Source organism: Acidovorax cavernicola (genome assembly GCF_003581445.1).
The window spans coordinates 1-13,071 of the sequence record NZ_QXMN01000039.1; the positions used below are offsets into that span (position 1 = coordinate 1).

Annotated in this window: 16 protein-coding genes; 8 read left to right on the plus strand and 8 right to left on the minus strand. The window is 68.6% G+C overall.

From position 1 onward, the window contains the following. Nucleotides 1-43: 43 nt before the first annotated feature. The 3 genes from nthA to D3H34_RS24120 are packed head-to-tail and all read left to right on the plus strand — an operon-like array spanning nt 44 to nt 1,706. Nucleotides 44-670, plus strand: a complete 627-nt coding sequence (gene nthA / locus D3H34_RS24110; protein WP_119556770.1) for a nitrile hydratase subunit alpha — start codon at nt 44-46, stop codon at nt 668-670. After that, nucleotides 667-1,332 (plus strand): nitrile hydratase subunit beta, encoded by a 666-nt coding sequence (gene nthB, locus D3H34_RS24115; protein ID WP_119556771.1) that lies wholly within the window; start codon nt 667-669, stop codon nt 1,330-1,332. Before nthA ends, nthB begins: the two co-directional genes overlap by 4 nt. Continuing rightward, nucleotides 1,329-1,706 (plus strand): nitrile hydratase accessory protein, encoded by a 378-nt coding sequence (locus tag D3H34_RS24120; RefSeq protein WP_119556772.1) that lies wholly within the window; start codon nt 1,329-1,331, stop codon nt 1,704-1,706. The genes nthB and D3H34_RS24120 overlap by 4 nt, the downstream gene beginning before the upstream one ends. On the opposite strand, the gene D3H34_RS24125 is transcribed toward D3H34_RS24120, so the two are convergent. Beyond that, nucleotides 1,703-3,133 (minus strand): FAD-binding oxidoreductase, encoded by a 1,431-nt coding sequence (locus tag D3H34_RS24125; protein WP_119556773.1) that lies wholly within the window; start codon nt 3,131-3,133, stop codon nt 1,703-1,705. The genes D3H34_RS24120 and D3H34_RS24125 overlap by 4 nt on opposite strands. Then, nucleotides 3,130-3,546, minus strand: a complete 417-nt coding sequence (locus tag D3H34_RS24130) for a DUF2069 domain-containing protein (RefSeq protein ID WP_119556774.1) — start codon at nt 3,544-3,546, stop codon at nt 3,130-3,132. Before D3H34_RS24130 ends, D3H34_RS24125 begins: the two co-directional genes overlap by 4 nt. A 66-nt stretch (nt 3,547-3,612) precedes the next feature. Here D3H34_RS24130 and D3H34_RS24135 point away from each other — a divergent pair, with 66 nt between their 5' ends. Next, on the plus strand, nt 3,613-4,824 hold the full coding sequence (locus D3H34_RS24135; RefSeq protein ID WP_119556775.1) for a YihY family inner membrane protein: 1,212 nt from the start codon (nt 3,613-3,615) through the stop codon (nt 4,822-4,824). Between the two features lie 13 nt (nt 4,825-4,837). Here the strand turns inward: D3H34_RS24135 and D3H34_RS24140 are convergent, their stop codons facing one another. Beyond that, nucleotides 4,838-5,188 (minus strand): Mpo1-like protein, encoded by a 351-nt coding sequence (locus D3H34_RS24140; RefSeq protein WP_119556776.1) that lies wholly within the window; start codon nt 5,186-5,188, stop codon nt 4,838-4,840. Between the two features lie 98 nt (nt 5,189-5,286). Here D3H34_RS24140 and D3H34_RS24145 point away from each other — a divergent pair, with 98 nt between their 5' ends. Together D3H34_RS24145 and D3H34_RS24150 are read left to right on the plus strand one after the other, a co-directional pair. Further along, nucleotides 5,287-5,670: a thioredoxin family protein gene (locus D3H34_RS24145; RefSeq protein ID WP_119556777.1), complete on the plus strand. Its 384-nt coding sequence runs from the start codon at nt 5,287-5,289 to the stop codon at nt 5,668-5,670. Between the two features lie 21 nt (nt 5,671-5,691). After that, on the plus strand, nt 5,692-6,357 hold the full coding sequence (locus tag D3H34_RS24150) for an NAD-dependent epimerase/dehydratase family protein (protein WP_119556778.1): 666 nt from the start codon (nt 5,692-5,694) through the stop codon (nt 6,355-6,357). Between the two features lie 36 nt (nt 6,358-6,393). Here D3H34_RS24150 and D3H34_RS24155 read toward each other — a convergent pair whose 3' ends face one another. Together D3H34_RS24155 and D3H34_RS24160 are read right to left on the minus strand one after the other, a co-directional pair. Continuing rightward, the gene (locus tag D3H34_RS24155) at nt 6,394-7,200 is read right to left on the minus strand and encodes an alpha/beta fold hydrolase (RefSeq protein ID WP_119556779.1); all 807 of its coding nucleotides are present in this window, start codon (nt 7,198-7,200) and stop codon (nt 6,394-6,396) included. A 1-nt stretch (nt 7,201) separates the two neighbouring features. Beyond that, complete coding sequence (locus tag D3H34_RS24160; RefSeq protein WP_119556780.1) at nt 7,202-8,512, minus strand: O-acetylhomoserine aminocarboxypropyltransferase; 1,311 nt, start codon at nt 8,510-8,512, stop codon at nt 7,202-7,204. A gap of 155 nt (nt 8,513-8,667) precedes the next feature. On the opposite strand from D3H34_RS24160, the gene D3H34_RS24165 reads away from it, so the two are divergent. Beyond that, a complete protein-coding gene (locus D3H34_RS24165) occupies nt 8,668-9,126 on the plus strand; it encodes a CBS domain-containing protein (RefSeq protein WP_119556781.1) in 459 nt (152 codons plus the stop codon). 142 nt (nt 9,127-9,268) lie between these two features. Here the strand turns inward: D3H34_RS24165 and D3H34_RS24170 are convergent, their stop codons facing one another. Beyond that, nucleotides 9,269-10,249, minus strand: coding sequence for a Bug family tripartite tricarboxylate transporter substrate binding protein (locus D3H34_RS24170; protein WP_119556782.1), 981 nt, complete (start codon nt 10,247-10,249; stop codon nt 9,269-9,271). An 8-nt stretch (nt 10,250-10,257) separates the two neighbouring features. Beyond that, a complete protein-coding gene (locus D3H34_RS24175; protein WP_205736801.1) occupies nt 10,258-11,373 on the minus strand; it encodes an adenosine deaminase family protein in 1,116 nt (371 codons plus the stop codon). An 85-nt stretch (nt 11,374-11,458) separates the two neighbouring features. Between D3H34_RS24175 and D3H34_RS24180 the strand changes: the two genes are divergently transcribed. Further along, nucleotides 11,459-12,361 (plus strand): LysR family transcriptional regulator, encoded by a 903-nt coding sequence (locus D3H34_RS24180; RefSeq protein ID WP_119556783.1) that lies wholly within the window; start codon nt 11,459-11,461, stop codon nt 12,359-12,361. Here the strand turns inward: D3H34_RS24180 and D3H34_RS24185 are convergent. Then, nucleotides 12,358-13,056: a GNAT family N-acetyltransferase gene (locus D3H34_RS24185; RefSeq protein WP_286186174.1), complete on the minus strand. Its 699-nt coding sequence runs from the start codon at nt 13,054-13,056 to the stop codon at nt 12,358-12,360. The genes D3H34_RS24180 and D3H34_RS24185 overlap by 4 nt on opposite strands. Between the last annotated feature and the right edge of the window lie 15 nt (nt 13,057-13,071).

Here is a 13,071-nt window from a genome sequence, read left to right on the forward strand (position 1 = left end):
GGGTCATGTTGGGAATTTTACGGGTCGGCGCTAGCATGGGCCGATGACCGACCATGACCACGCCCACGACCACAGCGAACTCGGCGAGATGGACCTTCGCGTGCGCGCCCTCGAGAGCGTGCTCACGCAAAAGGGCTACATCGACCCCGCCGCGCTCGATGTGCTGATCGACACCTACCAGACCCGCATCGGCCCGCGCAACGGCGCGCGCGTGGTCGCGCGGGCCTGGGTCGACCCGGCTTTCCACGACTGGCTGATGGCCGACGCCACGGCCGCCATCGCCTCGCTCGGCTACACCGGGCGCCAGGGCGAGCACATGGTGGCGGTGGCCAACACTGACGACCAGCACCACATGGTCGTCTGCACCCTGTGCAGCTGCTACCCCTGGCCGGTGCTGGGCCTGCCGCCCACCTGGTACAAGAGCGCGCCGTATCGTTCTCGCGCCGTGAAAGACCCGCGCGGCGTGCTGGCCGATTTCGGCACCACGCTGCCGGAGACCACGCGCATCCGCGTCTGGGACTCGACCGCCGAGGTGCGCTACCTCGTGATTCCGCAGCGCCCGGCAGGCACAGAGGGCTGGAGCGAGGACGAGCTCGCCGCGCTGGTCTCGCGCGATTCGATGATCGGCACGCGCGTGGTCGAGGCGCCTTCGGCAAGGAGCGCGGCATGAGCTATACCACCCACGCCGACCTCGGCGGACAACCCGGCTTCGGCCCCGTCACGCCCGAGCCCGAGGGCGAGCTGTTCCATGGCGCGTGGGAGCCGCGCGCGTTGGCGCTCACGCTGGCCATGGGCGCTACTGGTTCCTGGAACATCGACACCAGCCGCGCCGCGCGCGAAACGCTGCCCGACTACCGTGACCTGAGCTACTACCAGATCTGGCTCGGCGCGCTGGAGCAACTGATGCTGCAGCGCGGCCAGGTCTTCGCCGACGAGATCGCGTCCGGCCAGATGCAGCATCCGGCCGCGCCGGTCGCCCGCGTGCTGCAGGCCGGGAACGTGCCAGCTATGCTCGCCAAGGGCTCCGGCACCGAGCGTCCCGCGTCGGCGCCCGCGCGCTTCGCGCTGGGGCAGGCCGTGCGCATGCACCTCGGGCGCGTCGACCACCACACGCGCCTGCCAGGCTACGTGCAGGGCAAGCGCGGCACGATCGAACACATCCATGGCGCGCACGTATTCGCCGACGCGAACGCGCAGGGCCTGGGCGAGCAGCCGCAGTGGCTCTATACCGTGGTCTTCGACGAAGCCGAGCTGTGGGGCGACGACGCGCCGCGCCAGAACCTCGCCGTGTCGGTCGATGCGTGGGAAAGCTACCTGGAGCCTGCGGCATGAAGGTCAACGACCTGCCGCCACTGGCGCTTGCTCCCGGCATGCCGCACGATGCCGACGGGCCGGTGTTCCGCGAGCCTTGGGAGGCACAGGCCTTCGCGATGACGCTGGCGCTGCACGAGCGCGGCCTGTTCACCTGGGTGGAGTGGGCTGCGGCGCTGGCCGACCAGATCACCGCCGCGCAGGCTGCCGGCGACCCGGACACGGGCGACACCTACTACCGTCACTGGCTGGCGGCGCTCGAAGGGCTTGTGGCTCGCAAGGGCGCGAGTTCCGGCGACGAGCTGGCCCGCTACCGCCATGCCTGGGACCACGCGGCCGACCGTACGCCGCACGGCCAGCCGATCGAGCTTCGAAGCGAAGACTTTCCAGGCTAGACCCGGATCACCCGCCCCGGATTGAGGATGTTCTTCGGATCGAGCCCGCGCTTGATCGCCCGCATCATCTCCAGCGCCACCGGCGACTTGTGCTTCTCGAGCTTGTCGACCTTGAGCGAACCCACGCCGTGTTCGGCCGAGAACGAGCCGCCGAACTGCTCGACCGCGTCGTACACCAACGTGTTGATGCGCTCTTCCTCGTTCTTCAGGAAGGCCTTGGTGTCGATGTTCTCGGGCGCCTGCACGTTGTAGTGCAGGTTGCCGTCGCCCAGGTGGCCGAAGTTCACGAGCCGCACGCCGGCGATCTCGCGCTTCAGGAGTGCGTCGGTCGCTTCCACGAAGGCCGGGATGCGCGACACGGGAATCGAGATGTCGTGCTTGATGTTCAGGCCTTCCTCGGCCTGCGCTAGGGGAATGCTCTCGCGGATGTGCCAGAGCTGGTGCGCCTGCGTGAGGTTCTCGGCCACCACCGCGTCGGTCACGCAGCCGTCCTCGAAGGCGGTTTCGAGCAGGGCCTCGAAGCGCGCGCGGGCGTGGTCTTCGGACTCGTTGTCGGAGTTCTCCAGCAGCACGCAGTAGGGCACCGCCTCGTCGCCGATGAAGGGCACGCGCAGCTGCGGCATGTGCTTGTCGACCAGGCTCAGCGCAAACTTGCCCATCACCTCGAAGCCCGTGAGGCCCGAGCCCAGGTGCTTGTGCGCCAGGCCCAGCAGCGTGACCGCGTGGTCGAGCGAGGGCACGGCGGCCCAGGCGGTGAGCTGCGCGGCGGGCAGCGGGTACAGCTTCATGGTCGCGGCCGTGATGACGCCCAGCGTGCCTTCGCTGCCGACGATCAGGTCGCGCAGGTCGTAGCCGGTGTTGTCCTTGCGCAGGCCGCTCGTGCCTTCCCAGATCTCGCCCTGCGGCGTGACCACTTCCAGGCCCAGGCACAGCTCGCGCGTGTTGCCGTAGCGCACGACCTGCGTGCCGCCCGCGTTGGTCGCGAGGTTGCCGCCGATGGTGCAGCTGCCCTCGGCCGCGAGGCTCAGCGGGAACAGGTAGCCGGCTTTCTCGGCGGTTTCCTGCAGGGTCTGCAGGATGCAGCCGGCCTCGACGGTCATCGTGAGGTTGGCGGCGTCGATCTCGCGGATCGCGTTCATGCGCTGCAGGCTCAGCACCACCTGCGTGCCGCTGTCGTCGGGAATGGAGCCGACCGCCAGGCCGGTGTTGCCGCCCTGCGGAATGACGGCGGTGCCGGTCGCGGCGCAGGCCTTGACCACGTCGGCCACCTGCTGCGCATTGGCCGGACGCACCACGGCCAGCGACTTGCCGCGCGAGCGCTTGCGCCAGTCCTGCTCGTAGGCGGCGAGGTCACCCTCGGTGAGCACATGCGAAGCGCCAACGATGGCGCGCAGTTGATCGATCAATGCGGTGGACGAAGAAGTCATGGGGCGGAAGTCTCCAGTGGACGGGCAGCGGCAGCGGCGGCCTTGGCGTGACGCAGGCGAAGGCGCACATGCCAGGCGCAGGCGGCGAAGAGCACGAGGCACAGCAGCACCTCGATGAGCGCGAGGATCTGCCCCACGCCATTGGTGTCGCTCCAGGCGCGCACCACGCCCTCGGTGAAATAGAGCCAGATCATCAGGCTGACCCAGCGGTAGGTGTACATGCGGTTCTTGTAGAGCCCCGCGAGCGGAATGACCAGCGGCAGCACCTTGAGCGCGAGCAGCGAACCGCCCGGGCGCAGCGGCGCCAGCCACAGTTCCCAGGCCAGGCCCAGCACGATCAGTCCGACGAGGCTGCCCACGGCAAGCCAACGGGTGGCGCGGACGGAAGAGGGCGGGAGCGGGGTGTCGGACACGGTGGCGAGGGAAGAAGAAAGGGGTGGCGCGACGGGCTGCCGGGCGCCTCTGAAAGAGCGGATGGCATGATAACGGCCATGAATCGTCGGCAGCTTTGGAGGGATCTTTCGCGCTTTCCATGGCGCAACACCGCAGCGGTGCTGGGGGAGCGTTTCCGCGAAGACCGGCTCGGCCTCACGGCCAGCAGCCTGACCTTCACCACGACCATCGCGATGGTCCCGTTCTTCACGGTGGCGCTGGCGCTGTTCACCGTGTTTCCGATGTTCGCCACCATGCAGGGCCGCCTGCAGCGCTGGCTGATCGAAAGCCTGATCCCCGACAACATCGCGCGCCAGGTGCTGGGCTACCTGAACCAGTTCGCGAGCAAGGCCAGCGGGTTGGGCATCGCGGGCCTGGTGGTGCTGCTGATCACCGCCATCGCGCTGATCCTCACCATCGACAAGACGCTCAACAACATCTGGCGCGTGCGCACGCCCCGGCCCTTCGCGCAGCGGGTGCTCATCTACTGGGCCACCATCACGCTCGGTCCGCTGATCCTGGCCGTGAGCCTGTCGACCACCTCCTACGTGTTCGCTGCCTCGCGCGACGTGGTGGGTGGAGGTGTCGTCAAGCTGGTCTTCGACGCCTTCGAGTTCGTGCTGCTGGCGGCCGGCATGGCGGCGCTCTACCACTACGTGCCGAACACCAACGTGCGCTGGTCGCATGCCTGGGCCGGCGGCATCTTCGTGGCGGCGGCCATCGAGATCGCCAAGCGCGTGCTGGGCTACTACCTGAGCCTCGTGCCGACCTATTCGGTGCTGTACGGCGCCTTCGCCACCTTCCCGATCCTGCTGGTGTGGATCTACGTGGCGTGGGTGATCGTGCTGCTGGGCGCCGTCATCGCGGCCTACCTGCCGAGCCTGTTGACGGGCGTGGCGCGTCGGGGCAGCGCGGCGGGCTGGCCGATGCAGCTCGCGATGGAGGTGCTGCAGCACCTGGCGCGCGCGCAAGCCACGCCGGCCAAGGGCATGGGCGCCAGCGAAATGTTGACGCGCATGCGTGTCGACGGGCTGCAGCTGGCACCGGTGATCGAGGCGCTGGTGCGGCTGGACTGGATCGCGCCGCTGGCCGAGGAGCCCTCCAACCAGGACCCGCGCTACGTGCTGCTGGCCGACCCGTCGACGCCCATCGAGCCGCTGCTGCGCGAGCTGCTGATGCCGCGCGCCGAACCGCTGGAAGACCTGTGGCAGAAGGGCCCGCTGCACACGTTGCGGCTGGGCGACGTGCTGTTGATCTAAAGCCTGGGGCGGCTCAGATCTTGACGCGTCCCGCCCAGATGTCGCGGTACATCGTCCAGTCGCCCATGAAGGAATAGAGCGGGCGCTTGAACGAGGCCGGCTTGTTCTTCTCGAAGCCGAAATGCCCGACCCAGGCGAAGCCGTAGCCCGCCACCAGCCCGGCCAGCAGCCACCACGGATTCAGCGTGACCACCAGGGCCACGAGGCACAGCAGCGAGATCGTCGAGCCCGCGAAATGCAGCCGCCGGCAGGTGACGTTGGCGTGCTCGGTCAGGTAGAAGGGATAGAACTCGGCGAAGCTCGTGAAGCGGCGTGGATCGACGGCGCCCGAGGCTTGCGGCGTGGTGTGGGTGGAGGTGCTCATCGTGTGTCTCCTGCGCCCCGCGGGGGCTTTGTCCATAATAGCCACGAGCCCGCGGCCGCACCACCCGGGTTCGCCATTCCACCTTCGCCATATCCACCTTGAGCGCTGTTCCCGCCGTCCCCGTCGATTCTTCCGCCGATGCCAACGCGCCGTGGGTCGTCTGCCTGTGCGCCGAATGGTGCGGCACCTGCCGCGACTACCGGCCGCTGCTGGCCGAGCTGGCCAGGGCGCATCCGCAGTTCCGATTCGCCTGGGTCGACATCGAGGACCACGCCGAGATCGCCGATGCCTTCGACGTCGAGACCTTCCCGACCCTGCTGGTGGCGGGCGCCGACGGCACGCGCTTCCTGGGCCCGCTGCTGCCGCACATCGAGACGCTGTCGCGCCTGCTCGGCGCGCTGCAGCCGCCACAGCCTTCCAGCCTCGACGTCGACCTGCTCCTGGCCGTTCTCGAGAAAAAGCCCGCGGTCTTCGCGGTCTGACCTCTTCGGAGCCTTCCTCCCATGAACATCCTGATCTTCGGCGCCACCGGCATGGTGGGGCAGGGCGTGCTGCGCGAGTGCCTGCTGGCGCCCGATGTGGAGCGCGTGGTCGCCGTGGGGCGCAGCGCCACCGGGCAGCAGCATCCCAAGCTGCAGGACCTCGTGCACAAGGACATGTACGACTACCGCACCATCGAGTCGCAGTTGACGGGCTTCGATGCCTGCTTCTTCTGCCTGGGCGTGTCGTCGGTGGGCATGAAGGAGCCCGAGTACAAGCACATCACCTACGACCTGACGATCGCTGCCGCCACCGTGCTGGCGCGGCTCAATCCGGGCATGACCTTCACCTACGTGACCGGCGCGGGCACCGACAGCAGCGAGCGCGGCGAGCGCATGTGGGCGCGCGTGAAGGGCGCGACCGAGAATACCCTGATGCGCCTGCCGTTTCGCGCCTCCTACATGTTCCGGCCCGGGATGATCCAGCCGCTGCACGGCGTGCGCTCGAAGACGCCGCTGTACGACGCTGCGATCGTCGTGCTCAAGCCGGTGCTCGGACTGGCCCACCGCTGGTGGCCCGACCGCGTGACCACCACCGAGAAGATGGGCCGCGCGATGCTCACGGTGGCGCGGCAGGGCGCGCGCAAGGTGCTGCTCGATCCGGCGGATATCAACGCGCTGGGCAGTTGAACAGCAGCTGAGCCGCCCAGCGTTTTCCGCAGTTTCTCAGCCCGCGACGAAGTCGCGCAGCGCGAACAACACCTCGTCCGGCGCCTCGCTCATCAGTGCGTGGCCGGCGTGCACGGTCACCACCTTGGCGTTGCGCGCCTTGCTCACCAGTGCCTTGGTGGCGCGCGGCGGCGTCATCTGGTCGGAATCGCCCAGCAGGAACAGCACGGGGCACTGCACCTTCTCCATCGCCGCCTCGCCATTCGCATAGTCGTTGCAGGCCTTGAAGCCGATATGGAACACGTTCGCCTCGCGGTTGCTGGCGAGCACGCGGCGCATCAGCGCGCGTGAGCTGCCGTACAGCCACGTGCCCGGGCCGAGCGAGGAGGGCGGTGGCGCGAGCAGCGAATGCGAGAAGGTGTTGACCATGGCGATGGCGCGCTGCGGGTCGCTCACCGAGCTTTCGAGCAGCGCGGGCGACACCACCATCGGATAGGCCGTGCCGACCATCGCGAGCTGCGTGACGCGCTCGGGTGCGCGCGCCGCGGTCTCGAGCGCGATCAGCGAGCCGAAGCTGTGGCCGACGAGCGCGGCCTTCTGCACGCCGGCCGCGTCGAGCAGCGCGATGACGAACTGCGCCGCGTCTTCCACGCTGGCCGGTGGGGCGCCGGCGCTCTTGCAGTGACCGGGGAGGTCCACCGCGAGCACGTTCCAGCCGTGGTTGGCGAACCAGCGGCTTTGCAGGATCCACACGCTGTGGTCGTTGAGCACGCCGTGGATGAACACGACCGTGGGCCTGGCCGCATCGAAGGGCTTGCCGCCGGTGTAGCAGTAGGTGCTGTGGCCGTTGACGGTGTAGTTCATCTCAGGCACCTGCCTTTTCCGCGGCCTTGAGCGCGCGCTTGAGGTCGTCGATCAGGTCGGCCGGGTCTTCCAGGCCGATGGACAGGCGGATCGTGCCCTGCGAGATGCCCGCGCCCGCGAGTGCCTCGTCGGTCATGCGGAAGTGCGTGGTGCTCGCGGGGTGGATCACGAGGCTGCGGCAGTCGCCCACGTTGGCCAGGTGGCTGAAGAGCTTGAGCGTCTCGATGAAGGCCTTGCCCTGCGCGCGGCTGCCCTTGATGTCGAAGCTGAACACCGCGCCCGCGCCGCGCGCGCCATGGCGCAGCAGCTTCTGCGCGAGCGCGTGGCTCGGATGCGATTCGATCAGCGGATGCCCCACGCGCGACACGAAGGGGTGGCTGGCCAGGAACTCGACCACCTTCTGCGTGTTGTCGATGTGGCGCTCCATGCGCAGCGGCAGCGTCTCGATGCCCTGCAGGATGAGCCACGCCGTGTGCGGGCTCATCGAGGCGCCGAAATCGCGCAGGCCTTCGCGGCGCGCGCGCAGCAGGAAGGCGCCGACAGTGCTTTCTTCGCTGAACACCATGTTGTGGAAGCCGTCGTAGGCCTGGGTCAGCTCGGCGAACTTGCCCGACTTCTCCCAGTCGAAGCTGCCGCCGTCGACCACCACGCCGCCGATCACGGTGCCGTGGCCCGACAGGAACTTGGTGGCCGAGTGGTAGACCAGGTCGGCGCCCCAGTCCAGGGGCTTGATGAGGTAGGGCGAAGTGAGTGTGGAGTCGACCAGCAGCGGCACGCCGGCTTCGTGCGCGATGTCGCTCACGGCGGGAATGTCGAGCACGTCCAGGCCCGGGTTGCCCACGGTCTCGCCAAAGAACAGCTTGGTCTCGGGGCGCACGGCCGCGCGCCAGCCGTCGAGGTCGCCGGGCTTCACGAAGGTGGTCTCGATGCCGAAGCGGCGCATCGTGTAGTGCAGCAGGTTCTGCGAGCCGCCGTACAGCGCCGTGCTGGCCACGATGTGCGAGCCCGCGCCCATGAGCGTGGCGATCGACAGGTGCAGCGCCGCCTGTCCGCTGGCCGTGGCGATGGCACCGATGCCGCCTTCGAGCGCCGACACGCGCTGCTCCAGCACCGCGTTGGTCGGGTTGCTGATGCGCGAATAGACGTGGCCCGCGCGCTCCAAGTTGAACAGCGCGGCCGCGTGGTCGCTGGATTCGAAGACGAAGGAGGTGGTCAGGTGGATGGGAACGGCCCGGGCGCCGGTGGCGGGGTCGGGGGCGGCGCCGGCGTGCAGCGCGAGGGTGTCGAAACCGGGGTCGGAATAACCGGGCATGAGGGCCTTTCTGCTTTCTGTTGTCTCTTCGCAATGCTCCGTTACGCCTGCAATGGATACGCAGGCGACAGGGGCGTTCAGGTCGGCGTCGATTGTGGGCTATATTCAAATCGGCACGACGCCGAGAACGACGAATCCCCGAGAGGAGCACCACCATGAAAGTCAGCGACATTCTTCGCGTCAAGGGCAACACGCTCTTCACCATCACGCCCGACGATCCGTTGGCGGAAGCCGCCAAGACCATGGCGGAAAAGGACATCGGTTCCCTGGTGGTCATGGAACACGGCGACCTGGTCGGCATGCTCACCTTCCGCGAGGTGATCGTGGCCGTCGTCAACAACGGCGGCCAGGTCGGAACCACGCTGGTGCGCAAGGCCATGGACGACGCGCCGGTCACCTGCACCCTCGAAACCGACCTCGACGAGATCCGCCGCATCATGCTCGAGCGCCACGCGCGCTACATGCCCGTGATGGACAAGCGCATGCTCATGGGCGTGATCAGCTTCTACGACGTGGCCAAGGCCGTCGTCGACGCACAGAACTTCGAGAACAAGATGCTCAAGGCCTACATCCGCGACTGGCCGGAAGACGAGAGCAACGAAAAGGCCGGCTGAGCCCTTCAGCCGACCACCGGCCGAATCCCCAACGGCCCATTCGTGAAACACCACGGAACCGGCTTTGCCGGGCCGTAGGTGTTGCCCCCGGTAGGGGGTAGGCGAAGCGACACGAAGTGCGCGCAGCCTGGGGGCGAGCTTTCTACTCTTTGATGTTGGCGGTCTCGACGATTTTCTTGTTGCGCGCGTACTCGGCCTGCACGAACTTCCCGAACGCCTCCGGCGTCCCGCTGCCCGGCAATGCGCCTTGCTCCGCCAGCTTGGCGCGCACGCCTTCTTCCTGCAGCACCGCATTCAGTTCCTGGTTGAGCCGCGCCACCACGGCCGGCGGCGTCTTCGCAGGCGCGAAGATGCCGGTCCAGCTCACCATGTCGTAGCCCTTGAGGCCGGGCATCTCGTTGAAGGTCGGCACCTGCGCGAGCGCCGGCAGGCGCTGGCTGCCGGTGATCCCCAGGGCCTTCAGGCGCTTGCCGTTCACGTGCGGGATCGCGCTGGTGCTCACGAGCATCGCCAGGTCGACCTGGTCGCCGATCACGTCGGTGGCGATCTGTGCACCGCCGCGGTAGGGCACGTGCGTCACGAAGATGCCGCTGCGCTCTTTGAGCAGTTCCATCGCCAGCTGCAGCACGGTGCCCACGCCCGAGGTGGCGTAGTTGTAGTGTCCCGGCTGGGCCTTGGCGAGCTTCACGAAGTCGGCGTAGCTGCGCACATCGAGGCCGGGGCGCGCCACCAGCACCATCGGTGCGGTGTTGAGCATGCCCACCGGCGCCAGGTCCTTCAGCGGATCGAAGCGGAAGGCCGAGGGGTTGACCAGCCGTCCGATGGCGATGGCGCTGTCGGGGCCGACCACCAGTGTGTAGCCGTCGGGCGCGGCAGCAACGGCCTTGGCCACGCCGATCGCGCCGCCCGCGCCGCTCACGTTGTCGATGACGACCGACTGCTTGAGCCGCTCGCCCAGGCGCTGCGCCACGAGCCGCGCATTCACGTCCACGCTGCCGCCGGCCGTGTAGGGCACGATCAGCGTGAGGGGCTTGGCGGCGGGCCAGGCTTGTTGCGCGAGGGCGCCCATGGGCAGGGCGGCGCAAAGCGCGGCGGCAAGGATCAGGCGGCGGTTCGTGGTCATGGCGGGGTTCATCCGGGGAAAGGTGTGGCGGAAGGCGTGGGTTCGGGAACGGTCAGGCGCGCGCGCAGCGCATCGAAGGCGCCGCTCCATTCGGCGCGCCACTGGCGGCGCTGCGTGTCGTCGATCCATGCGCCGTCCAGGCCGTTGTGCATGAAGCCGCGCAGGTCGTCCAGGCCGAAACCGAAGTCGCGCACCATCATCAGCCAGGCCCCCGTGGGCGTGACCTGGTGCAGCGTCGGGTCGTCGGTGTTCGGATGGATGCGCAGGCCCAGGCCCGGCATGCGGCGGATGGGGTGGTCCAGCGCCCAGCGCTCAGGCGGCAGCGTGCGCAGGTAGTAGGAGTTGGTCGGCACCACGGTGAAGATCACGCCGCGCTCCGCGCATTGGCGCGCGAAGTCGGGCTGGTCGACCACCGTGTAGCCGTGGTCGATGCGGTCGACCTGCAGCAGATCGAGGGCGGTGCGCACGTTGGTCCAGGGCATGCCGAACTCGCCGGCGTGTGCGGTGGTCTTGAGGCCGGCCTTCTTCGCATCAGCGTACGCGCGTGCGAACAGCTCGGGCGGCCGGTCGTTCTCGCGGTAGTCGATGCCGATGCCGATCACCTCGTCGCAGCGGTGGGCCTTGACCCACTCGACCATCTCCACGGCCGCGTCGGCGCTGGCCTCGCGGTCGATGGCGGCGATGAGCCGGCCGGTGATGCCGAACGCCTGCCGCGCATCGTGAATCGCGCGGACGATGGCGCCTTGCGCGAGCGGGTACGCAATGCCCGATCCGTGCACCGTGCCGGTCGGGTTCCAGAAGAACTCGGCGTAGCGCACGTGGTGCGAGGCTGCGTCCTGCAGGTATTCGAGGGTGAGCTGGTACAGGTCGTCGGCGCTGCGCACCAGCTGGGCGTCGAGTGCGCGCAGCACGCGCAGCACGCCCACGGGCTTTTCGCCGCGCGTGTAGAAGCCGTCGATCTCCGCATCGGCCAGCGGCGCGCCGGCGCGCTGGTTGAGCTGGCGGAAGGTGGCGTGGCGTACCGTGCCGAAGAGGTGGCAGTGCAGCTCCACCTTGGGAATCTCGCGCAGCATCGCTTCGAGCGCGAAAGGAGCGGGCGCGGGCGTGGGCACGGCAAGGGTCATGCGGCGCAGTCTAGGCAGCGCAGACTCATAAGGAAAATTTTGAATTTCTATAATTTGATTCACTGAATCGATAACCAGGACGCCCATGGCCACCTTGCCCCTGCGTGCGCTCACGCTGCGCCAGCTGCAGTGTTTCTCGGTGCTGGTCGAGGAAGGGCACTTCGGCCGCGCGGCGCGCCGGCTGGCCATCACGCAGCCCGCGCTGAGCAACGCGATCAAGCAGATGGAAAAACTGCTCGGCGCTGAGCTGCTGACCCGCTCCACCCACCGGCTCGAACTCACGCCCGTCGGCGCGGAGGTGCTGGCGCGCACCGATTTCCTGGTGAACACCTTCGAAGTGGCGCTGCGCGATATCGAGAGCACGGTGCAGCGCGGCCGAGCCTATGTGCGCGTGGGCGTGATCCCTTCGGCCAGCGCGCGCGTCGCGGCGGCGGCGGCCGGGTTCCTGCAGGCGCACGGCGAGGTGGAGCTGTCCTGGCGCGATGCGCCTTCCACGGCGCTGCTGGCCGAGCTGCGCAGCGGCCAGCTCGACATGGCCGTGGCCGCGATCACCGAGCCGCCCGGGGGCCTGGAATGCATCGACCTCTTTCGCGACCCGCTGGTGCTGGTGGTGCGCCGCGACCACGCCCTGGCGGCGGCCCGCGATGTGCGCTGGGAGGCCATCGGCAGCGAGCGTCTCGTGCTGTTCGAGAGCGGCAGCATGCCGGCGCTCGGCGACCCGGCGCGGGCCCAGTTCGCGCAGGGCGCGCAGCCGTACCGCGTGAGCTATTCCGAAACGCTCTACGCGCTGGTGCGCAGCGGGCAGGCGCTGGGGCTGATGCCGCAGCTGTACACCTCGTCGCTGCGCGACCCCGAACTGGCCGTGGTGCCCTTGTCGGCGCCGCGCATCGAGCGGCGCGTGGTACTGGCCTACCTGCCGGGGCCGATGCGCAACGTGGTGGCGCAGGAGCTGATCGGTTTCCTGCGCGAGCGCTTGCCGCAGTCCTAGGCGGTTTCGAGCATCGCCATGCGCGTTTCGCTAGCGAAACGTTCCAGCGTCCAGCCCTCGCCGAGCATGAACATGCGCGTGTGCAGCTGCGAGAGCGTGTCGTCGTCCACCTCGGCGCCGAGATAGCTCAGTCGTTTCTCGCGCAGGTCGACGAAGCCGGTCGCGTAGTCGCGTCCCAGGCGCAGCCACAGCGCGTGCGCGCCTGGCGACTGGCGCGCGCCGCTCATCAAGCACATGCCGCAGTCGAGCGCCCAGCGGTACACCGCCGTGGCCAGCCCGCGCCGCTGGTAGGCCGGGTCGTACTGCGAATGCGGCGCGCGGATGTGGCGGTCGGCGCGGCGGTCGAGCTCGATGAGGCGGTTGAACACGGTGTAGCCGACCAGCCGCTGGTGGCGCACGTCCTCGATGTAGACGTAGGTCTCGCCGTCGGCCTCGCGAAAGCGCGCGCGCAGGTCGGGGTCGTGCAGGCGCAGCGCGGGCAGGTCCTGCACGCGATCGCCCATGGCGCGCATGCGTTCGTACACGGGCGTCAGCGGCTCGCTGGGGCGGCCCTTCTTCGGATCGACGTCAATGCGCAGTTCGGTCGGCCGCAGGAAGCGGCGACGCAGCGCATCGAACGACAGCCATGCGGGCCAGGGCGGCAGAGCAGGCGAAGGGACGAAAGGGGAGACAGGAGAGCAGGCAAGAGCCACCACGGGGACATCCTCACG